20 protein-coding genes are annotated in these 21363 nt (G+C 42.7%); 5 read left to right on the top strand and 15 right to left on the bottom strand.

The features are described from left to right. Window positions 1–114 precede the first annotated feature (114 nt). On the top strand, window positions 115–1209 hold the full coding sequence (locus tag B151_RS0104785; protein ID WP_020402469.1) for a 6-phosphofructokinase: 1095 nt from the start codon (window positions 115–117) through the stop codon (window positions 1207–1209). A 7-nt stretch (window positions 1210–1216) separates the two neighbouring features. On the opposite strand, the gene B151_RS0104790 is transcribed toward B151_RS0104785, so the two are convergent. The 9 genes from B151_RS0104790 to B151_RS0104830 form a co-directional block, all read right to left on the bottom strand. Continuing rightward, complete coding sequence (locus tag B151_RS0104790) at window positions 1217–1981, bottom strand: DUF3307 domain-containing protein (protein WP_020402470.1); 765 nt, start codon at window positions 1979–1981, stop codon at window positions 1217–1219. A 1-nt stretch (window position 1982) separates the two neighbouring features. Continuing rightward, window positions 1983–2594 (bottom strand): SatD family protein, encoded by a 612-nt coding sequence (locus B151_RS0104795; protein WP_020402471.1) that lies wholly within the window; start codon window positions 2592–2594, stop codon window positions 1983–1985. A 213-nt stretch (window positions 2595–2807) separates the two neighbouring features. Further along, on the bottom strand, window positions 2808–4520 hold the full coding sequence (locus B151_RS0104800) for an ATP-binding protein (protein ID WP_020402472.1): 1713 nt from the start codon (window positions 4518–4520) through the stop codon (window positions 2808–2810). A gap of 165 nt (window positions 4521–4685) precedes the next feature. Beyond that, window positions 4686–5963 carry a hemolysin family protein gene (locus tag B151_RS0104805; protein WP_020402473.1) on the bottom strand — a complete coding sequence of 426 codons (1278 nt, stop codon included), beginning with the start codon at window positions 5961–5963 and terminating at the stop codon, window positions 4686–4688. 79 nt (window positions 5964–6042) lie between these two features. Beyond that, window positions 6043–6822, bottom strand: coding sequence for an enoyl-CoA hydratase/isomerase family protein (locus B151_RS0104810; RefSeq protein ID WP_020402474.1), 780 nt, complete (start codon window positions 6820–6822; stop codon window positions 6043–6045). A gap of 3 nt (window positions 6823–6825) precedes the next feature. After that, the gene (locus B151_RS0104815; protein ID WP_020402475.1) at window positions 6826–7710 is read right to left on the bottom strand and encodes a hypothetical protein; all 885 of its coding nucleotides are present in this window, start codon (window positions 7708–7710) and stop codon (window positions 6826–6828) included. Further along, on the bottom strand, window positions 7707–8177 hold the full coding sequence (locus B151_RS0104820) for a hypothetical protein (RefSeq protein WP_020402476.1): 471 nt from the start codon (window positions 8175–8177) through the stop codon (window positions 7707–7709). Before B151_RS0104820 ends, B151_RS0104815 begins: the two co-directional genes overlap by 4 nt. A 12-nt stretch (window positions 8178–8189) precedes the next feature. Then, window positions 8190–8945 carry a PspA/IM30 family protein gene (locus tag B151_RS0104825; protein ID WP_020402477.1) on the bottom strand — a complete coding sequence of 252 codons (756 nt, stop codon included), beginning with the start codon at window positions 8943–8945 and terminating at the stop codon, window positions 8190–8192. Between the two features lie 75 nt (window positions 8946–9020). Then, window positions 9021–10364 (bottom strand): thymidine phosphorylase, encoded by a 1344-nt coding sequence (locus tag B151_RS0104830; protein ID WP_020402478.1) that lies wholly within the window; start codon window positions 10362–10364, stop codon window positions 9021–9023. A gap of 52 nt (window positions 10365–10416) precedes the next feature. Between B151_RS0104830 and B151_RS0104835 the strand changes: the two genes are divergently transcribed. Then, window positions 10417–11535: a 4-phosphoerythronate dehydrogenase gene (locus B151_RS0104835; protein ID WP_020402479.1), complete on the top strand. Its 1119-nt coding sequence runs from the start codon at window positions 10417–10419 to the stop codon at window positions 11533–11535. Between the two features lie 143 nt (window positions 11536–11678). Further along, window positions 11679–13424 (top strand): Na/Pi cotransporter family protein, encoded by a 1746-nt coding sequence (locus tag B151_RS0104840; RefSeq protein WP_020402480.1) that lies wholly within the window; start codon window positions 11679–11681, stop codon window positions 13422–13424. A gap of 24 nt (window positions 13425–13448) precedes the next feature. Here B151_RS0104840 and B151_RS0104845 read toward each other — a convergent pair whose 3' ends face one another. The 4 genes from B151_RS0104845 to B151_RS0104860 form a co-directional block, all read right to left on the bottom strand. Continuing rightward, entirely contained in the window at window positions 13449–13994 is a 546-nt protein-coding gene (locus B151_RS0104845; protein WP_026166479.1) for a DUF4256 domain-containing protein, read from the bottom strand. A gap of 102 nt (window positions 13995–14096) precedes the next feature. Next, window positions 14097–14792, bottom strand: coding sequence for a potassium channel family protein (locus tag B151_RS0104850; protein ID WP_020402482.1), 696 nt, complete (start codon window positions 14790–14792; stop codon window positions 14097–14099). A 21-nt stretch (window positions 14793–14813) separates the two neighbouring features. Then, on the bottom strand, window positions 14814–15191 hold the full coding sequence (locus B151_RS17985; RefSeq protein ID WP_020402483.1) for a DoxX family protein: 378 nt from the start codon (window positions 15189–15191) through the stop codon (window positions 14814–14816). A gap of 156 nt (window positions 15192–15347) precedes the next feature. Continuing rightward, window positions 15348–16058 carry a ZIP family metal transporter gene (locus B151_RS0104860; RefSeq protein WP_026166481.1) on the bottom strand — a complete coding sequence of 237 codons (711 nt, stop codon included), beginning with the start codon at window positions 16056–16058 and terminating at the stop codon, window positions 15348–15350. Between the two features lie 209 nt (window positions 16059–16267). On the opposite strand from B151_RS0104860, the gene B151_RS17990 reads away from it, so the two are divergent. Further along, window positions 16268–17638 (top strand): glycoside hydrolase family 3 N-terminal domain-containing protein, encoded by a 1371-nt coding sequence (locus B151_RS17990; protein ID WP_020402485.1) that lies wholly within the window; start codon window positions 16268–16270, stop codon window positions 17636–17638. 21 nt (window positions 17639–17659) lie between these two features. Here the strand turns inward: B151_RS17990 and B151_RS0104870 are convergent, their stop codons facing one another. Then, window positions 17660–18172: a hypothetical protein gene (locus B151_RS0104870; protein ID WP_020402486.1), complete on the bottom strand. Its 513-nt coding sequence runs from the start codon at window positions 18170–18172 to the stop codon at window positions 17660–17662. Window positions 18173–18315: 143 nt separating this feature from the next. Next, complete coding sequence (locus tag B151_RS0104875; RefSeq protein WP_020402487.1) at window positions 18316–19095, bottom strand: TatD family hydrolase; 780 nt, start codon at window positions 19093–19095, stop codon at window positions 18316–18318. Between the two features lie 259 nt (window positions 19096–19354). On the opposite strand from B151_RS0104875, the gene nagB reads away from it, so the two are divergent. After that, complete coding sequence (nagB, locus tag B151_RS0104880; RefSeq protein ID WP_020402488.1) at window positions 19355–21286, top strand: glucosamine-6-phosphate deaminase; 1932 nt, start codon at window positions 19355–19357, stop codon at window positions 21284–21286. The last annotated feature ends 77 nt before the right edge of the window (window positions 21287–21363 follow it).

The following is a 21363-nucleotide window of genomic DNA, read 5'->3' on the forward strand; positions in this document are numbered from 1 at the left end:
AAAAGAATGCTTTTACTGATATCGTTTCACTTTTTTATGATGAAACGGCAAAAGAAGTAATCATAAACAGCTATTTTTGATACATTCAGAAAACTCAAGCAAAAGGCTTCATCTATGAAAAAAGCACTGGTCACTACCGGGGGCGGTGATTGTCCCGGATTAAATGCTGTTATACGCGCAATTGTAAAACGGGCTCAGCAAACAACAAACTGGGAAGTGTACGGAAGTATGGAAGCTTTCAATGGGGTCCTCCGTTCTCCAAAAGAGATCATTAAGCTGGATGATGAAAAAGTAGCCGGAATACACACAAAAGGCGGTACTATCTTACAAACTACCAATAAAGGAGGACCTTTCAGCTGGCCGGTTCAAAAAGAGGATGGCTCCTGGATCACTGAAGACCGCTCAGATGAAATGATCGAATATCTTCACCGGGAAGGTTTTGATGCTGTCATCAATATTGGCGGAGATGGTTCACAAAAGATCAGCTACCAGCTATTTAAAAAAGGTTTGAATGTGATTGGTGTTCCCAAAACCATCGACAATGACCTGGCTTGCACCGATTATACGTTTGGTTTTCAAACGGCCGTTGATATTGCCACTGATGCAGTGGACAAATTAGTGACAACGGCTGCCAGCCATCACCGTCTGATGATACTGGAGGTTATGGGGCGCGGAGCCGGTTGGATTGCTTTGCATTCTGCCATTGGAGGGGGCGCAGAGGTTTGTTTGATCCCTGAGATTCCCTACGATATTGATAAAGTGCTTGAACGATTAAATACTCGTTATGTGGGAGGTCGCGGCTTCGCCATTATTGTGATTGCAGAAGGAGCAAAACCGATTGATGGGACCGTAGTAGCCCGTAAAAGCGATGAGGTTGGATACGAAAATATCCGCTTGGGAGGAGTTGCATATCAACTCTCTGATCAGCTCAAAAAAGCAGGTTTTGAACACGATATTCGGGAAATGGTTTTAGGACATCTGCAGCGTGGAGGCACCCCTATTGCCTACGACCGCGTGCTTGCTACCCAATTTGGGGTGAAAGCAATGGAAATGGCAATCAATGAAGAATTTGGCCGGATGGTATCCTTTCTCGATCATGACATCACGTCGGTTTCACTGGAACGGGCTACAGAAGGACAGAACCTGGTTAATCCTAATGGTTTTTTAGTTCAAACCGCGAAAGGAGTTGGAATCAGTTTTGGGGATTAAAATTCTGCTATAGTAAAAGATCCTTCATTTTCAGATACAGCAAACTCACCAACATTGCCAAACCAAAACTGAGTAATGTTCCGATCAAAATATATTCTGTCAGCTTTATTCCCTCTTTTTCCTTCAAATCACCAAAACGAAATACGGATTTTGCTGCTAACAAAAAACCTATGCCGGACCAGTTTCCGCTAACCACAAAACCGAAAACAAACAGCCTCTCCAACACCCCAATCAGTCTTCCGGCGTTGGCCAGTGTTTTACTTTCTTTACTCTCGTTCTCCGGAAGCCATCCCGCAATTAAAATTTTAATGATGATGGCTGTTGGTTGGGTTAAAGCAAACAGGCAGAGTAAAAGCCATAAATTTTGCTGGGTAAATAGTCCGGAAAGTAAAGATAACGCAGTTGAATCAACCCACACCCAAAGCCCAAATATCACTAGCAGGTGCAGTAACTGATCAACAAAAAAAAGCAGTTGCTCGCGCGATGTATTCTTTTCGGTATGAATCGTCGAGTCCGCTCTTCTCATCGTTAACTTAATGGCATCAATGGCAAAATGGGTCAGTAGAATAATAACCGGAATCCATAGATAAAAAGGCTCAGCCATAATTTCCGGCAATAAAAGCAGCAATGTTACAACCGCATGTATTGCCACGTGCAGATATAAATAACCTGACCTGATTTTGTATGTCCGTTTATGCTCCACCCAGGATTTAAACTGAAGCGCAAAATCACCGATAAGATGTGCCAGTATCAATTTAATGAGTATAATCATACTACCTTCCCATTTTCTTCAACCGTTCTCTGTATCGTTTTTCTACCGTGCGAACCTCATCCAGATAAGCCCGCTTATGCCTTTCACTTACCGAAGACTGAGAAATACCCAATCTTTTTGCAACCTCTTCCTGCTTTAATTCCCCTTTTAAACTTAACCTGACATACTCAGCTGATTTTTGGGTCCAGTTATCCATAGCAATCAGCAGCAACCTTAAATAAAGATTTATCTCTTCATCAAAATTGGTTTCTCCACTTTTCACAACCATATTCTGCTTAATCTTTGATAGCTGCTCATAAGCCTCCCCAGACCGTATAAATGCATTTCCATTCGATTCGCTAATGGTTGGCGCATTTAAATCTTTCTCCCCTATTCCAATACTGATTCTTACATCTATCCCCTTCGCCTGCTTTATGGTCGCCTTAATATTTATGGCATGTTGCAGTGCTTTTGATGGATCAGAAACTTCAGCTTGAAAACTATCTCCACGGTAAATTTCCCAGCTTTTTGGGGATGAGCCAATCTCATTCAAAGCACCTTTCAGCAACTTCAGCCACTTTTCGGCTTCTGCTTTTCTGGAATTGACGATATCTCCGGTGATTACACTTGTCATAATCAATTATAGGCTTTAAAACGGATATAATCAAATATCGGTTAAAAAGCCTATAAATGAAAATATCCGCTTATAAGCCGATATTTTAAATCACTCCTGCTTCTTAAGTAACCAAGGTTAACTCACGATTCCTTTGCAGGACCCATCATTTTGATGAAGCATTACCCATTTGAAAATTCGAAGTAGAAGGTCAGATGTTCACTGATCGTGCTTCTAACCTATACGGAACTTCAATTCTTCTATGGTCGAGAGAATTTCATCCCGATCCATCTCTCTATAATGCTCCGGAAGCAGTTCTTTAGAAGTACACTCTATAACAGCACTTAATGTTTGAAGCTCCACTTCTTCCGGATATGTTGGTGGAAGGAAATCGTTCAGGGCGGCATCCAGAATCTCCGGAGTCACTTTTACCTTACCTTCTGCGGCAGCACGGAATTTGGCACGTGTTAAAGCAGCTTCCATATCAGCTCCCGACAACCGTTTGGTCTCATCTTCGATCATTTCCGGGATATATTCTTCGGTCATTTTAAGACCCGTTTTCTTCGCCATAGCTTCAAATAATTCCACTCGCTCTTCTTTAGAATGAGGAGGAAACAAAGCCAGATGTTCTTCGGCTCTACCCTGTCGCTTCAGGTCAATTGGCATCAGATCTGGCCGGGCAGTCATCAGGAACCAAAGAATACGTCCGCGGTTGGCCGTATCACTCATAAATGTTGCGATCTGTGAAAATACCCGGCTTGAAACGCCACTGTCGCCACTGGCATCACGATCTCCAAGGTAGGCATCGGCTTCATCTATCATAACTGCAACAGGTGCCATGGCTTTAAGAAGCGATAAGATTTTCTCCAGATTTCCTTCGGTAACTCCCTGCCACTGGCTGCGGAAATTTTTCAGTTTTACCATAGGAATCCCAACTTCGCTGGCAAAGCAAGTAACCAAAAAGGTCTTACCGGTTCCAACCGGACCACATACCAAATATCCCATCGGCATTACATCCTGTCGCCCTGCTTTTAGGGCATGAACGGCCTGCCGTAAATGAGCTTTTACTTGCTTATGCCCGGCCACATTATCAAGTGTATACTGAGTTTCAACAAACTCCAATAAGCCATATGCTTCGGCTTCAATGAGTTCTTTCTTAGTTTCTGATAATCCTTCGAACGTGATCTTTTCCTTGTTTTCCCGTGCATGGGAAAGTACGCTGCGAATATTTACAAAGTTCAACCCGGCCGTTTGCTGTGCAATGATTTCCGGTTTTACAACAGATAGCTTTTTCCAGTCATCCTTTTCTGTTTCAAATTTTATGAATTCCAAACGATCTCTTTCACCTGGAATATTGATCTTAATATCTGTGGTATAGGGATTTTGAACCAGCGTTTTATTTAAGTCCGAAAGATTTTCTGTGATGAGAACCGTAGTAAAATCTGAGGCAAGAAACATGGGGTCGTGCGCCCATCGGGATAAATATACCAGTGACGTTCGGTCTTCATTTCCGATAGACGCTGCATCACTCATAGGAATAATGGTTTCAGCATAATCAATGATCAGGGCCACACTTTTCTTTTGGTCGAGACGGAGCCGAAAATACTGTTCCAGTAACGACATAACCCGCACCGGATCTTTAGGCATTTTTTGGGCATACTCGGTTCCTACCAAACTATCCCGACCGGCTATAGCCTGATTAAAATCAGCCTGAGATTCTTTATCACGGAAATAAATACCGGATGCCCGATCATAGAAGATCACGAAATCTCTGGCTCCAAAAAATTCCTCCGAAAGAAAAGATTTTAACCGGGTAAACTTGGTACCATTTTCTTCTTTCAGGGGAACAAGATCATGCACATTTCCATGCAAAATAAATTGATTGATAGTGCGACTAAGATATTTTCTTGCAAATTCCTGAGACCATTTTGGATAGTGATCGAACATGGTTGTTTAATTAATTTTGATATGGAATGTAAATCTTCTGCTGTTTATGACAAAGCCATCAGACTTCAGCTATCAGCTTTAAGTTTTAAGTTCATCTCACGGCTTATGCAGGAATGATGCTTAAAAAACTGGAAGTTGAAGTCTGACAGATGAAAGCTTTTCAAACTATTCAATAATTATGAGCTTCACCGTTTCTATACGACTTGGCGTAGCTTTACTGATGATAAATTTTTTACCTTCAATTACCACTTCTTCATTTACTTTAGGTATGCGCCCTAAATGATTGATTATGTACCCCGCTACGGTGTCATACTCCGAAGGTTCCAGCGGAAGTTCAATTTCCTCAAATTTTTCGCAAAGCTCTTCAATCTCCACATTTCCGCTTACCACAAAAGTATTTTCGGACAATTTTTTCATGATCTCATCTTCCACATCGTACTCATCCTGTATATCGCCCACCACTTCTTCGAGCAGATCTTCGATGGTTACCATGCCAGCTGTTCCACCGTATTCATCCAACACAATGGCCACGGACATATTTGATTGTCGAAATTCAGTGAGCAAATCCTTAGACTTTTTGCTGGATGGCACCAGTTTAACCGGGCGAACTATCTCATTCAGGGTTTTCGGATCGTGAAAGAAATCGTGAGCAAATACCACTCCGATCACATCATCAATGGAATTTCGATAGACCGGTAATTTGGAATGACCCGATTGAATGAACACATCCCGAACCTCTTCAATCGGTGCCTCTTTCTCCACAGCTTCTATCTCGATGCGAGGGATCATGGAGTCTTTTACCCGCTTGTTGGAAAGTTCCAGCACGTTGTGAAGGATCTCCGAATCGTCCTCGTCAATGTCTTGGCTACCCCCACTATCACGCAGTTCCTTAAAGATCATTTCCACGTCCTGGCGACGATAATACTGTTCTACGACTTCAGCATCTTTCACAAAAAAGCGGATTAATATATTGGATGAACCTTTCGCAATTTCAATTAACGGCCGGAACAAGTAGTAAGAAATCCGTAATGGAATAGATATGATCCCGATCATGTGATCGGCCAATGCACGAAAAATTGCTTTCGGAAGGATTTCTCCAAACAGCATAATTACCACGGAGGCAATGATGGTTTGAATAAGCAGGATTTCCACTTCAGAAGGAACAAAATCAAACCAAACCTGAGCATAATGCTGAATCGGTTCCACCAAAAATAAGGCCATAAAGGTGGCATAAAGCACATTCACTATGTTATTGCCAACTAAGGTGGTGGTTAAAAAGGTTTCCGGCTTTCGTGTAAAAAACTCAATGGAGTTGGACAGGAAATTATTCTTTCGGGAGGCCACTTCAAGCTTCAGTTTATTAGCAGTAACAAAAGCAATTTCAGAACCGGAAAAGAATCCACTTAATAATATGGTAAGTACAATGAGAATCAATTCAGTCATAGATTCTCCTTGTTGCTAAAGATCAATGATGTAAAACTACCCGATGGAGGCTCGTCGTTCATTCAGATTAGATTCGTTCCTATTTACCGGAAAAACTAGGCTTCCGTTTTTCGAGAAAAGCGGATGTCCCTTCCTTAAAATCGGCGGTGCCACACAATTCTCCAAATAATTTTGCTTCCGTATCAAAGCCGTTTTCTGAACCGGAGTGCTTTACTGCAAGTATTGCATTTTTGATAGCAACCGGACCTTGTTTCAAAATTTTATGCAGCATAGCTTTGGCTTCTTCCACAGGATTTCCTTCCACCACCTGATTCACCAAGCCTATTTCAAAAGCTTCATCCGCTTTAATTTGTCGGCCGGTCATAATGCATTCCAATGCTTTTGCTTTGCCAATAGCACGGGTTAATCGTTGAGTTCCACCGTAACCGGGAATCAGTCCCAGGGAAACTTCCGGAAGGCCTAAAGCTGCATTATTTGAAGCGATGCGTAGATGGCAGGCCAGCGCTAATTCACAACCTCCTCCTAAAGCGTATCCGTTTATGGCTGCAATAACAGGAATGGTAAGGTCTTCAATTTTCTGAAAGATATCTTGTCCCCGTTTTGAGACTTTCTCCCCTGATACCGGGTCGAGTGCGCTCAATTCCTTAATATCGGCGCCGGCCACAAAAGCTTTTTCTCCCGCTCCTGTAATTACGACAGCCTTAACCTTGAGATCATCTTTGATGCTATCAACCGCTGCATTCAATTCGTTCAACACTTTATTGTTCAGTGCGTTCAGTTTTTCAGGACGGTTTACGGTAAGCGTGCAAATGCCATTCTCGTCGGTTGCAAGCAGCAGCGTTTCAAAATCTTGATTCATCGTCTAATTTTTGACTTTCTTTGCAGGTTTGATTTCCGATTCTACATCATCAGAGAGTTCATCCAAAATGGAATCAAAGTCCAGATCTTTCTCCCACTCAGTAGTGTACTCGGGTAAAATATCCTGATCTAAGTCATCAATCAATTGCGAAGTTTCTTCCACTTCGGTCAGCAGGTTATCAAGCTGGAAACCGATCTCTTCCGGATTACTCATGGTCATAGATTGCTCATAGATGTATCGAACGGCATCTTCAATGGTTTCCAGGTGCGTTTCACAAACCAAATATTTTTCTTTGGCTACGCTGAATTTCTTCAATCTTTTCTGCATAATGGCTACGCGACGTGCTTTTGTGCGCTTGAGTTTCTCTGATTCGAGTTCTTTGATCTCCTCGATCTGCCGCTTCACTTCTTCTTTTAGATTGCTTTCAAGAGATGTATTCAAATACACTTCATAGCGTTTGATGAGATCCAACAAGGTGAGGTAATTCCCCAGCAACTCATCAATTTTCTTACCGATGTTATCCAGAAGCCCCTGAGAACTGTAAGGCAATTTCTCAAAATTCTCCTGTACCAGTTTGGCTAAATGCTTGAGCACCAAAAATCGCTTTTGTGACTTGTTATCCAATGATTGAAACAATTCTTTCTCGTTGTTGGCTGCATGACGTTCCTTAATCTTCTTCAGCTCCAGTTTCTTCCGGAAGCGAGGCAATTTGGGAACAATGCCCAGATACATCAGCTCCAGTCCAAAAACGGTTGTAAGCAACATGCTGGAGATATCGCCCATGCCCGACATAAAAAAGGCCGTTAAGGTAGAAACCAGCAAAACCCCCAGATTAATGGGATTCATAAAAGCTTCTCGGGTATAATTGATATTCAGTTCGTCACTCATGATTCAGATGCTGATGAAGGGTCTTGTTTTTCTTTATCTGAAGCCGGTTTTTTATTACCAATAGTCTTTTCAGCATGGATTTCATCGGCATGTTTTTCGATCTCCGTGTAGAGCATACCCATTTCTGCTTTAACCTGCTTAAGTGTTTGTTTTGCCTTTTGGCGCTTCAGTTCTTCGTCGAGCTCTTCTTGTTTTACTTTACTTCCCGCAGCCGTTTCTTCGTCTTCAAGGTTATCCATGGCAACGTCGAGCCTGGCTTCCACATGAGATACTTTCTCGCGGACCTTACCGAGGAATTCATCCATTGTTTCCAACAGATTATCCGCATTCATCTTATGAACGGCCTGAGATATCTTTCCTTTTTGTTCAGCACGTTTCAATCGCTCTTTAGCTTCTTTTATACGGCGATAATGCTCCTTGTATTCTTCTTTGAGCCGTTCCCGCTCTTGTTCACCTTCGTTGCTCATGGCGTTGTTCTCCTATGAACTGCTCTTTTCTTTGTTTTTGCTCCCTACCGTTTTGGAGCCATCCTGTTCTTTAACAGGCTCTTCATCCATGTTTATGGAGCCACTCTTTTCGCCCATTTCCATTTTGAACTGCTCGACAAGTGATTTTGCACGAAGTTTTTCAGCATTCGCTTCTATTTCCATTGTTTCCGTATCAATACTGTCTAAGGCAATTTCCATACGGGCTTCATTTTTAGCGGTACGCTCATTCAGCCTTGTGATCATCTCATCATGCGTTTGGTCGATACCGCCCACTTCAAACTGCTCCAGAGTATCAGCAATCTTGGCTTGCCATTCAGATCTTTCACTGGCGCGTAAAGCTTCTTTGGCCTGCTGAATCTTTCGGTCTTTTTCTTTCATGAAGACCTTCTTGACCTTGATTGCTTTTTCATAAGCTTTTTCAGCAAAGTCGAGTTGTTCCTGGGTATGTACCATATTCTCTTTAGCCTTCTCGAGCCGCAGTGCATATCCTTCGGCCAGGTCATCGCGATCGGCCTGGATGGCTGATTTCACTTTTGCAGTGAGGTCTTGAATGGATTTTTCGTTGCGCTTTTGCTCTTTTTGAAGCATCAGCATATTAGCCTTTACCGTTGCGATGTTCTCATTCATCTGGGGAATTTGATCGTTCATTTCCCTTATATTTTGCTCAAGAATGAGTTTTGGATCCTCCATTGAGCTTATCAAGCCACCGAACATAGATTTTATAGCGCGGATAAATCGTTGAAACATAATACTTTCCTTAATTTTTGAATGCCCTTGTTATGTATAAACTAAATTAACCGATTCTCAGTGTATTTCAAGCAGTTAAAGCTCAAATGCCCTGCTGCCGTCTTTGTCAATAATATGACTCACCAAATGCGTATCATCGGGTTTAGATTCTGCAATCGTTACTGCCCCGAATAATTTATCGCTGGCAGCTTCTATTGCTGATGGCTTGTTCGTATATCCCATCAAAATTGTTTCACCTTTCGAAATTTTATCCCCGATTTTCTTTTTCAGGATAATTCCTGCCTGTGGATCTACGTCATCCTCTTTCTTCTTACGACCGGCTCCCATTTCAACCGAAGCCATACCAATTTCATAGGAATTCATCTCAGAAAGATATCCATCACAGTCAGCTTTGATCACAAATTCATATTCAGCTTTGGGATACTTATTCGGAGATTTGATCATTTCCACATCTCCACCCTGCTCTTCTACAATATCCAGCCATTTCTGAAAGGCCGCTCCGCTTGCGATCATCTTTTTGCTGATCTCAATTCCTTCCTTCACATTATCAGCCTTTCCACCAAGATAGATCATGGTTCCGGAAAGCAAATGTGTGATCTCCATAATATCATCCGGTCCTTCCCCATGCATGGCGTCAATACACTCTTCCACTTCCAGCCAGTTCCCAATCTTGTAGCCAAGCGGCTGATTCATATTGGTCACATAAGCGATGGTTTCTTTCTCAAACTGCGTGCCAATACCCACCAACGCTTCGCCTAATTTGATGGCGTCTTCGGTAGTTTTCATGAAAGCGCCGGAACCTGCTTTTACATCCAAAACCAGTGCATCAATTCCTTCGGCCAGCTTCTTGCTCATGATACTACCGGCAATCAGTGGAATGGACTCGACTGTAGCCGTCACATCCCGCAGGGCATACAATCGCTTGTCAGCGGGGGCAATCTCAGCCGTTTGTCCGGCTAACACCAGGTTGTGCTTACCTATGATCTCCTTATATCGATCCAAATTCATATCTACCGTAAAACCGGGTATGGATTCCAGTTTGTCTAACGTTCCACCAGTGTGACCTAATCCCCGGCCCGATATCATGGGGACCGGGACTCCGGCTGCAGCTACTATGGGCGCAAGAATTAGCGAAAGCTTATCTCCAACGCCTCCTGTAGAATGTTTATCCACTTTTTTACCGGAAATCTCTGAAAGATCTACAACAGTACCCGAATGCAACATCGACTCAGTAAGTGCTGCCGATTCCTCATCATTCAAGCCATTCAGAAAACAAGCCATCAGAAAGGCACTTACCTGATAATCCGGAATAGCATCGGCGGTATATTCTCTTATGAGATGCTGAATTTCCTCTTTCTCAAGAGTTTGCCCATCTCGTTTTTTGCGTATAATCGAAACTATATTATATTTTGAATCCATGTTCCAAGTATAAGACTTTCATACACTTTTTTTCTCACTCAAATTACACTTTTTGATACACGTATTAGCTGATCAAAATCTTCATAAAATTGAAGAAATCATTCCCCCGCAAGCCAAGCTAACTCTTTATGATCCCGCTGAGGGTATTCCCAATCCCAAAGGATTTGACGCCATGCTGGTTCGAACGGTTACTCATCTTAATGAAAGAACATTTCCAAACATTCCTGAATCCCTCCAGTTCATAGGAACCGGCTCATCAGGAACAGATCATCTTGACCAGGAATACCTTGAAGCACATGGCATCACCCTTGCAGATGCTAAAGGCAGTAACGCACGGGCCGTAGCAGAATACGTTATGACAGCTTTGTTGCTGTGGAGAGCAAAATTTGCCCCGAATGAAGAGTTTGGAAAAGTTGGGGTTATTGGAGTTGGAGAAGCCGGATCGGCAGTTGTGAAACTTATGCAAAATTTTGGCATCGAATGTGTGGAATATGACCCCCCAAGACAGGAACGGGACAAGTCTTTTTCCTCAGCTACTTTGGAAGAAGTTCTTGATACCGATATCCTTACTTTTCATGTTCCGTTAGATCTCAAAGGAGTATATGCTACCCACCACTGGCTGGATGATGAAAAGCTGAAAGGGCGAAGCTATAAACTGATCATAAATGCGGCACGGGGTGGTATCATTGATGAAAAAGCCCTGATGAAGTCTTTTAAAGCCGGAGGCATCGATCAATACATTCTGGATGTCTGGGAGAAAGAACCGGATTTCAATACCGAAGTAGCCAGCCAAGCTTATATCGCAACGCCTCACATTGCCGGATACTCGGAACAGGCAAAAGTGAATGCTACCCAAATTATATGTAAGAAAATGGCTGCTCATTTTGGTTTGAACGAAAACGCTATTGACTACGAAATCCATCCCAAAACAGAGAATCTGGAATATACCAGTTGTGACCTGACAACGATATTGACAGAGTTACATCCCATTATGGGCTACGACAAGGCGCTTCGTGATCTCTTTGACCAACCTGACAAAGGCAGGCTTTTCAGAAACCTGAGAAATGAGTGGCCTTACAGATACGAATATCCTTCCCTGAGAATTCTACAAACTCTGCTGGATGAATTTTCGGAGTTACAGAAACTGGGAGTTCAGCCGGTTACTCAATAGTCGATCTGGTTCACCCCATAGCAGCAGGATTTATATTAATCTTATCTTAACACAGTCCTGAGAAATCATCCTTACCTTGGGGCCAATTAATAGATCAGCACATATTTAGTTTTTCTCAAAGAGATCTGAAATAATTTCAGGACATGACATACAATTTTTTTGATTTCTTACAACTCATCGGGGCCCTGGGAATTTTCATCTATGGAATGAAGGTTTTCAGCGATGGTTTACAAAAAGTAGCCGGAAACAAGCTCAGGGCTATATTGAAAGGCATGACCACCACCCGCTTTCGTGGAATCTTTACCGGTTTTGCCGCTACCACGGTAACCCAATCCTCAAGCACCACCACGGTGATGGTCGTCAGTTTTGTGAATGCGGGTTTGCTCACCTTTATGGAATCAACCGGGGTGATCATGGGCGCAAATATCGGTACAACGGTTACGGCCTGGATGGTTTCAATATTTGGTTTTAAAATGAAGATCACTCCTATTGCCGTTATGCTGATCGGAATCTTCTTCCCATTTATGTTCTCCGGGCGGGAACGACTGAAAAACCTCGCTGAAGCGATGATCGGGTTCGGAATCCTCTTTATCGGATTGGATTTCATAAAGAATGCAGTTCCCAATATTCAGCAGAATCCCGAGATGTTCATGTTTCTGGATCAGTTTACTGAATTTGGGTTTTTCTCCATTGTATTATTTGTGATCGCGGGAACCTTGCTGACTCTTCTTACCCAATCTTCTTCGGCCGCAAGTGCCATTACCCTGGTGATGTTATTCCAGGGATGGATCGACTTTCCCATTGCAGCAGCTATGGTGTTGGGAGAGAATATCGGAACCACCGTAACGGCAAACATCGCCGCCCTGGTTGGAAATGTGTATGCCAAGCGATCTGCCCGTTTTCACTTTGTGTTCAATGTATTCGGGGTTTTTTGGATGCTTCTCCTTCTCCATCCTTTCTTAATGGGCATAGACACGGTAATGAGCTATTTCTCACCCGAAGCAGGTTCCGTTTTCAATACCACCACAGAAATGGGCCGGGCCAATGCCACGCTTGGACTTTCCCTGTTCCACACCACCTTTAATGTCCTCAATGTGTTTTTGATGGTAGGTTTTGTGCCGCACATCGTTCGTTTTATTGAAAAATATCAAAAAGAGAAAGAAGGGGAAGACAGCATTTATCGTTTGCAGTACATTTCCTCAGGAATGATGTCTTCGCCAGAGCTGTCTATTTCACAAGCTCATAAAGAGATCGAGCTGTTTGCTAAACTCATCGAAAAGATGCACTACAGTATGGAAGGACTTCTGTTCAACAAGCAAAACAAACAAGATCAGTTTTTGAAGAAGCTAAAGAAAAGAGAGGAGATCACAGATACTATAGAACTGGAAGTCGCAGAATATCTCACTAAGATCTCAAGCTTCAATCTGACGGAAGAAGCAACCCGACGAATACGAAGCATGCACAGTATTATCAATGACCTTGAGCGTGTAGGTGATATTTATTACCAAATGTCTAAAACCTTTGAACGGATGCAATCGGAAGGAACGGAGCTTAGGGAATCCGTTATGGTGCGATTGAGGGAAATGCTGGATCTCATTCATGAAGACATCCGGTTGGTGCGGGATAACCTACAGCTGGAATACGGAAACATTGATCTCCAAAAAGCAATGGAATTAGAAGAAACGATCAATTCTTACCGCGATGAATTACTTGAATTCCACTACCAGCAATTAGAAAAAAACGCGTACAGCAATGCTGTAGGATTTGTATTTCTGGACTACCTGAACCGATTGGAAAAAATCGGTGATCACCTCTTTAACGTCAATGAAGCGATGGCGGGTATCAAAGTAAAAGCAGCTTATGAGAAAGTGGTAGAAGAACGCGGATAATCTCATCAATGGCCATTGCCATTACTAAACTCTCAGGCTGCCTCGAAATCCTCGAGCTGCATAATACGATTCGGCTCCATTGTGATAAATAAAAGTACGGCCAAAGCGAAAGTCTCCAAATATTGCTCCTCCAAGTAACCGAATATCTGATGGGGTCTTCAGCCAGCTCGATGTTTTAGTATCAAAGATGCCCAGTTTTTGTAACTCAATATATTCCTCTTCCGATAACAGTTCGATGCCCATTTCATGTGCCAGATCAACAGCAGAATTTTCCGGCTTGAATTTCTTTCTCGATTCCAGCGCATCCCGGTCGTAACATAAGCTTCTGCGTCCTTTTGGGCTTTCAGCAGCACAATCGTAAAAGATAAACTCCCCGGTTCTTTCATCAATACCTACCACATCCGGCTCTCCCCCGGTTTCTTCCATTTTTTGCAGTGACCTAAGTTTCTCAGGAGCCGCTTGCAACCTTTTCTTTACCTCTTCCCAATTAATTCCTTCATGCCGCTTATGATTGTCTTCGAAACGATCTTTTAGTTTCTCAATCAATTTTTGGTGAACTTCTGTCATCATCTTAAACCTCATTCAGTTATAGCAACCTGCGACCTCTATATTTACAAAATTAGTCATTCAATTTACAAAAGAGAAAGCATTAAACTTGCAGCTTCTCACTTTCTAAGAATTTTTACGGCTGGTAAATTTACTAATCAATACCCCTACTAAAAGTACCTGGTAAAATTGACCCGTAATACCAAAGAAAGAAGATATCAATTTTGCCTGATGGGTAACGGGACTTATATCACCATAGCCTATGGTGGTTAGCGTAACTGAACTGAAATAGACAAGATCAGTAAATGTAGAGGGAGGATTGCTTAGATCTACATTTGCAAAAGAGCCCGGATCGAGATGCACCAACATGTAGGCTACAAACACAAAAACTTCAATCATCAAAAGAAACCCGCAAATAGCCGCTGTAATGAGATCGATGTTGATATATGAGGGGCGAATCATATATCGAAAAACTTGAACAAGCAGTACCAGGTAGAAAAGGACGTACGTCAAACTTAACGCAACAAAATATCCGTCTATCTCTCCAAAAAAGGGTAACCCAATTGGAAATAAAATGACCGCTACAAACAGGGGCATTTTAAATCGGTTAATCCAATGTTCTGTTTCCAGGAATAGGCCACTGGCTAAAATCGCAAGGATCACCATATTGACCGGCCAAAGTATTCTCACATAGAACTGAAAATCAAGTACAAAAATACCTACAAACAGATGCTGAATAAGCCCCAAAAGCAATAATTCATATTTTCTTTTACCCAAAAAAAGGTAGAAGCTTTTATATATACTTTGGTCTTCTCCACTCATAATAAACTCTTGAGATGGGTCTTAAAAGAGGCCCAATTTGCTTTCGACGGTCGTTGTTAAGTAAACCAATTCAAAAATGATCGCCCAGTTCTTTACAAAATTCATAAACTCCATCATTTTGTCTTCACGGTCTTCTTCCTTCCAAAAAGAATGAATAGTGAAAGCGGCAATGGTCATAAATATACATAACCCGATCATACCTTCGATGATGAAATACCCCGTGATCATACTCAATCCTCCAAAAACCAATAAAAGTCCACTTAAAAAAACCATGACTTTAGGCTCAAAGAGTCCTCTTTTTTCCGCATATTCGCGTACAATGTGGGAGTTGTAAAAATGATTAATGCCATTGACAAGGAAGAATACGCCCAACAGAATTATAAGGACCGTTTTAATCATAGTAGTATTATTGTAAATGTGAATTTTTGGGTTGATATAAATGATACGACCTCAATTAAGGGCGGAATATCTGCCAACTTCTGTTTTTTATCAAATTAACGGTTGGTTTCTTTTATTAGAATTGCAGCTCAATCTACATTTCACCTGGTGAGCCCATCAACCCAGCAACTGCTGCCCTATCATACCAAGTAAAAAACCCAGGACAGCACCTAAGGGCGGGCTCCAGTGGCGCTGCATGGTTGATTTGGGAGCGATATCCTGAAACACAAGATATAGGATCCCTCCCGCTGCAAAAGTCATGACAGAGGCGGTGACCACCGGCAAGCCTTCCAGAAAAAAGTATCCAAGTATGGCCGCAATTGGCCCTAAAAAGCTGATCCCAAATAATAATGCAAGTGTTTGGGCAGGTCGTATTTTATCAGAAATAATTTCCCTGAACGAATTGAAGCCTTCCGGAAGATTTTGTGCTGCAATAAAGATAGCCAGTAGAATTGCTGCATTTTTGTTTTTGGAGAAAAGGGCGCCCACGGCCATAGCTTCAGGAACAAAATCCATAAGCATGGCCATAAATTGAGCCTTGCTTCCCCCTTTGCGACTCAGATATTTATCAATACTGCTGAATGTAAGTCCTCCTGCTAAAAATGTAACACCCAACAACCATGAAGGTAATACTTCCATCCCCTCGGGGGCCAGTGAAAATGCGACTGCAGAAACCAAGATCCCTCCACCGAAAGCGATCACACCATGTATGAACTCATCCTTATTCTTACTCTCAACGGTTTCTTCAAAATAGGAGATCAATCCACCCAAAAAAGCAGTCAGTCCGGCTATCCATGAAAAAAGAAGAATGGTAGTTAGTGTATTCATCTGTTCAGATTTTGCTAAAGTAAAGAAGAGGCTCATTTAAAAAATGAACCCGTAAGTTATTTCGGCTCAGCAGATTATTGCTTAGGTCATCTTAAGCATCAGCTTCAATCTATTAAATAATTTTTACAGAAAATCATTTCAATCATTTTTTTCTCAAGCTACAAATCCTTACGCTTGAGGCGTTTAATTTTAACCCAAGATCCGGCTATTTGAAAGTTCTCGCTACCACTCTCCTTTTTCTCATTGTATTTCTGTCTAACGTTCAGGCTCAAACTTTGCAAGACAAGATCGGCCAGATGATCATGGTTGGTTTTGATAACAGCCAATTATCTCAGGATTCCCTGATGTATGATATTTCGAACCGGAATTTAGGCGGGGTCTTGTTGTTTGGATACAACCTAAGGTTTCCCAGCCAGATCAGAAGTCAAAACGGTCGGTTGCAAGGCGCCTCTGATGCCTCTCTTTTTATAGCTACCGATCAGGAAGGAGGTATTGTAGCCCGCCTGGATGAAAATAACGGTTATGAAAGTACCTATACAGCTTATGAGTTAGGGACACTATTCAATTTAGAGGACTCAACCCGAAAGCAAGCGGCAATGATGGCTGACTGGATGGCCAATGCGGGCTTTAACATGAACCTGGCTCCTGTTGTAGATGTAAACGTAGACCCAAACAGTCCCGCCATCGGTGAGTTGGATCGTAGTTTTTCGGATGATGAGTATACCGTATATCTGCATGCTTCCTGGTTCATCGATGAGTTTCATAAACGAAATATTGCTACTTCTTTGAAACACTTTCCCGGTCATGGCAGCGCTGTATCTGATTCCCACGATGGCTTCACAGATATCACGAATACCTGGGAAGACCGCGAATTGGATCCTTTCAAATTTATCATCGAAAATGACTACCGGGATGCTATTATGACCGGTCATTTGTTTAAACAAGATTGGGATGACCAATATCCTGCTTCCCTTTCAAAATATGCCATTACTGATATCCTCCGGGACAGCCTCGGTTTTGAAGGCGTTGTGATCTCGGATGAACTGTTTATGGATGCGGTCCAGGATAATTATGGGATGGAGGAGACTATTGTGCAGGTCGTTAACTCAGATACTGATATTCTGCTCTTCAGCACCAATATTTATCAAGATCGCTCATTGGCCGGTTACATCATTTCAGTGATCACCAAAAAAATTGAAGAAGGAGTAATCGCAGAAGAGACTATCAATGACTCCTACCAGCGAATCATGGCACTTAAAGAAAAACGGACTGCAACAAGCACCGAATCAGATCCACTTGCATTTCAAGATGACCTTCTGGGATCCATTGACGTCTCCAATTATCCAAACCCGTTTAACCCTTCTACAACCATTTCGGTAGCTCTTGATCAGCCCGGCCGGGTTCAGGTGCAGGTATTCAATTCCATTGGTCAGGCCGTTCAAATGCTGAATCGTTCAAACCTTTCAGCAGGAGTGCATAACTTCCGTTTTGATGGAAGCAACTTGTCATCGGGGATGTATTTAGTGGTAGTGCAGACCCCTGAAGCCCGGAATGTACATAAGATGATGTTGCTTAAATAAGGATCAAATCCAACGGTTTGATCACTGATCTTCAGCAACCCTTTTTAAAGTGAGCCGATACCGGTCTTCGCTGGCACCTTCGAGCCCGGAGAAAACACCCAATGCACCGCCACCTGCAGCGCCTATGATTCCAAAAAGAACAGCATTATCATCGGAAGATAATAACGTACCCTGTCCGGATAAGTATCCCACTCCTACTCCGGCGGCTGCGCCAACCAGCAGGCCAATTCCTCCACCCTGCAACATTCCTCTTTGTATTCTCTGGTATCGCACTTCCTTCACACGATCTGTTTCAATACTCATCGGGGTTTGATTGTAGGAACTAAGCCAAAAAACAGAATCAGGTTGAACCTGAACCGAAATTCCCTCAATCACTTTGTCTGTATTAAGTACGATGTATCCCGTCTTTCCTTCGGCCATCTCATTAAAAGAAGCCAATTGATCCGAAGAATTGCTGACGTAAAGATCTTTATAAGAACTGCAACCGGTAAACAGTATCAGGATAAGAATTAGCGCATAGGGTGATTTTTGCATGAAAAGATGCGTTATGAATGGAAAATATTTTTTAGCTGGCTCGAAGATAGCGGTTCTTACTTGAAATCTTGAAAAATAACTTTGAATGAGGGGTGATTCGATTTTGAGGGCTTTGTTGGTATTCGGTTCAATTTAGTAAGGGATTATTGAATATCATTTGAGTTCAACCCAAACAACTGCTTCGCTGTTTTTGTGGTTGCTATATCAATTTCCTTCAGGCTCACCCCGAAAATACCCGCCAGCTTTTGGGCGGTATATTTCATAAAAGCAGGTTCGTTGCGTTTACCCCTCTTTGGGGTTGGAGCAAGGTAGGGAGCATCGGTTTCAAGCACCATCTTTTCGAGAGGCAGCCGGGCAACAGTTTTATCCACTCCGGCATTTTTGAAAGTTGCCACTCCGCCTATCCCCAAATGAAGTCCCAGGTCCAGGGCACGTTTCCCTTCTTCTAAACTCCCATTAAAACAATGCCAAATGCCTTTCAGACTTCCATCCTGCTCTTCTTCGATGATATTCAGCATATCAACGGTACTTTCCCGGTTATGGATGATGATCGGTTTTCCGGTTTGCTTAGCAACCTTGCAATGAATTCGAAAACTTTCCTTTTGTTGCTCCACAAGATCGGTACTCCAATAATAATCGAGGCCGGACTCGCCAACGCCATAAAAATCATCGGAATCGCAAAATCCAAATAGCTGTTCTGTAAAATCTTTCGGCAGGTCTTCCTTCACATCACAGGGATGAACACCCGCCATTTTGTAAAACATAATCTCAGGGTGATGAAGCTTTTCCATCTGTGTAATAGAATCAAAGTCTATGGCCGGCATAAAAATAGCTTCCACTCCTGCTTCGGCCGCCCGGTCATGCACTTCCGCTCGGTCGTCATCAAATGTAGGTAAATAAATATGGCTGTGGGTATCAATCATGTGGTTTTGAGGCTTTAATTTTTGTTAAAAACTACGAAATCGAATCCCCTAAAAATACCTAAAATGTGCTTTTACATTATATACTCCCGAAATCTCTATGTGATTACAGGTCAGCACGTTAATAAATTGTTGTATCCAATAAATATGACCGTCATAATGTGGATTTGTTCTTATGAACCGTTATTTTGCGGGTTCTATCTTTTTCGGATTTTTGAGTATCCGGTGAGTCACAATAATTACAACCTAACCAGATTTTTACATGTCTACCCCCCTCGTCCGACCTGAGTATGAGAAATATGAGAAGATGCCGGCAAATATTTATGAGACGGCTAAACAAGCATCAAAATATGCAGCCGACCAAATTGCTGAATTGATCAGAGAAAAAACCAAAAATGGAGAAAAAGCTGTTCTCGGATTGGCAACAGGATCTACCCCAACCCAATTGTATGATGAATTGGTACGGATGCATAAAGAAGAGGGACTGAGCTTCCAAAACGTGGTCACCTTCAACCTCGATGAGTATTACCCAATGGAGCCTGACAGCATCCACAGTTACGTGCATTTTATGAACGAGTATTTGTTCGATCATGTGGATATCAAAAAGGAAAATATTCACATCCCCGACGGAACTCTGGATCGCGAAGACATTTACACGTTTTGCGAGGATTACGAAAAGAAGATAGCAGAGCATGGTGGCATCGATATTCAGGTATTGGGTATTGGCCGTACCGGTCACGTTGGCTTTAATGAACCCGGCTCTTCCATTACCTCCAAAACGCGATTGATCGCCTTAGACAGCCTTACCATTTTGGATGCAGCAAGTGGATTCTTTGGTGTGGAAAATGTACCGCGCCGGGCAATAACCATGGGTGTTGGTACTATTATGAATGCCAAACGCATTATCATTATGGCCTGGGGTGAAGGCAAAGCCAAAGTGGTAAAAAGAGCCATTGAAGGCGAGATCACTAACCAAATTCCTGCCACCTATCTTCAGGAACATAAAAACGTTGAGTTTCTTTTAGATGAACCTGCTGCTGCAGAACTCACCCGCACCAAAACGCCTTGGCTGGTTGGCCCAATTGAGTGGACCGATCAATTGCTTCGAAAAGCTGTGGTTTGGCTCAGTTTATATCTCGAAAAACCCATTCTAAAACTTACAGATGAAGATTACAGTGAGCATGGCATGAATGATGTGCTGACTGATATCGGCCGGGCGTACAACGTAAACATTCGCATTTTCAATGAAATTCAGCACACCATCACCGGATGGCCCGGAGGCAAACCCAATGCAGATGACACGCACCGCCCTGAGCGGAAGGAGCCTCATCCAAAACGAGTATTGATCTTTAGTCCACACCCTGATGACGATGTGATTTCAATGGGTGGAACTTTTATCCGTTTAGTAGATCAGGGACATGAAGTGCATGTGGCTTATCAAACATCCGGGAACATTGCTGTTTTTGATGATGAAGCCATCCGATTTGCAGATTTCGTAACTGATTATCACGATAGCTTTGGACTTGAAAATAAAGAAGCCACCAACCTCTTTGATGAAGTTCGTGAGTCTATCAAGAATAAGAAGCCCGGTGAAGTTGATTCCGATGAAGTGAAGAAGATCAAAGGGATGATCCGAAGAGGAGAAGCTAAAGCCGCTTGCCGTTATGTAGGCATTCCCGATGAAAACATGCATTTCCTCGACCTTCCTTTCTATGAGACCGGTAAAGTTCGTAAGAAACCGATCGGACCGGAAGACATCGAGATCACCAAGGACATTATCAAGAAAGTGAAGCCACATCAGATCTATGCTGCAGGTGATCTTTCGGATCCGCATGGAACACACCGTGTGTGTTTGGAAGCGATCTTTTCTGCATTGCGGGAACTGAAAGAAGAAGGACACGACTTCATGAAAGATTGCTGGACCTGGTTATACCGAGGTGCATGGCAGGAATGGGATATCGAGGATATTGAGATGGCTGTTCCACTGAGCCCCGAAGAAACCGATCGCAAACGTAAAGCGATCTTCAAACATCAGTCTCAAAAAGACCGTCCACTCTTCCCGGGGACCGACAAGCGCGAATTCTGGCAACGAGCCGATGACCGCACCCGCACCACCGCCGAAACCTATGACCGTTTAGGATTGGCCGAGTACGAAGCCATGGAAGCGTTCGTACGCTGGAAAGAGCTGGATTAAACATCCACTGAATTACACTAAGGGCGAAAGAGATTATCTCTTTCGCCCTTTTTTACATTTATGACCCAAACTACTCG

The sequence above is a fragment of the Gracilimonas tropica DSM 19535 genome (assembly GCF_000375425.1).
GTDB lineage: Bacteria > Bacteroidota > Rhodothermia > Balneolales > Balneolaceae > Gracilimonas > Gracilimonas tropica.

Excerpts from the sequence above, each read along its gene's own strand:
- B151_RS0104785 (WP_020402469.1), top strand. The coding sequence starts at position 115 with ATGAAAAAAGCACTGGTCACTACCGGGGGCGGTGATTGTCCCGGATTA.
- B151_RS0104790 (WP_020402470.1), bottom strand. The coding sequence starts at position 1,981 with ATGATTATACTCATTAAATTGATACTGGCACATCTTATCGGTGATTTT.
- B151_RS0104795 (WP_020402471.1), bottom strand. The coding sequence starts at position 2,594 with ATGACAAGTGTAATCACCGGAGATATCGTCAATTCCAGAAAAGCAGAA.
- B151_RS0104800 (WP_020402472.1), bottom strand. The coding sequence starts at position 4,520 with ATGTTCGATCACTATCCAAAATGGTCTCAGGAATTTGCAAGAAAATAT.
- B151_RS0104805 (WP_020402473.1), bottom strand. The coding sequence starts at position 5,963 with ATGACTGAATTGATTCTCATTGTACTTACCATATTATTAAGTGGATTC.
- B151_RS0104810 (WP_020402474.1), bottom strand. The coding sequence starts at position 6,822 with ATGAATCAAGATTTTGAAACGCTGCTGCTTGCAACCGACGAGAATGGC.
- B151_RS0104815 (WP_020402475.1), bottom strand. The coding sequence starts at position 7,710 with ATGAGTGACGAACTGAATATCAATTATACCCGAGAAGCTTTTATGAAT.
- B151_RS0104820 (WP_020402476.1), bottom strand. The coding sequence starts at position 8,177 with ATGAGCAACGAAGGTGAACAAGAGCGGGAACGGCTCAAAGAAGAATAC.
- B151_RS0104825 (WP_020402477.1), bottom strand. The coding sequence starts at position 8,945 with ATGTTTCAACGATTTATCCGCGCTATAAAATCTATGTTCGGTGGCTTG.
- B151_RS0104830 (WP_020402478.1), bottom strand. The coding sequence starts at position 10,364 with ATGGATTCAAAATATAATATAGTTTCGATTATACGCAAAAAACGAGAT.
- B151_RS0104840 (WP_020402480.1), top strand. The coding sequence starts at position 11,679 with ATGACATACAATTTTTTTGATTTCTTACAACTCATCGGGGCCCTGGGA.
- B151_RS0104845 (WP_026166479.1), bottom strand. The coding sequence starts at position 13,994 with ATGATGACAGAAGTTCACCAAAAATTGATTGAGAAACTAAAAGATCGT.
- B151_RS0104850 (WP_020402482.1), bottom strand. The coding sequence starts at position 14,792 with ATGAGTGGAGAAGACCAAAGTATATATAAAAGCTTCTACCTTTTTTTG.
- B151_RS17985 (WP_020402483.1), bottom strand. The coding sequence starts at position 15,191 with ATGATTAAAACGGTCCTTATAATTCTGTTGGGCGTATTCTTCCTTGTC.
- B151_RS0104860 (WP_026166481.1), bottom strand. The coding sequence starts at position 16,058 with ATGAATACACTAACTACCATTCTTCTTTTTTCATGGATAGCCGGACTG.
- B151_RS0104870 (WP_020402486.1), bottom strand. The coding sequence starts at position 18,172 with ATGCAAAAATCACCCTATGCGCTAATTCTTATCCTGATACTGTTTACC.
- B151_RS0104875 (WP_020402487.1), bottom strand. The coding sequence starts at position 19,095 with ATGATTGATACCCACAGCCATATTTATTTACCTACATTTGATGACGAC.
- nagB (WP_020402488.1), top strand. The coding sequence starts at position 19,355 with ATGTCTACCCCCCTCGTCCGACCTGAGTATGAGAAATATGAGAAGATG.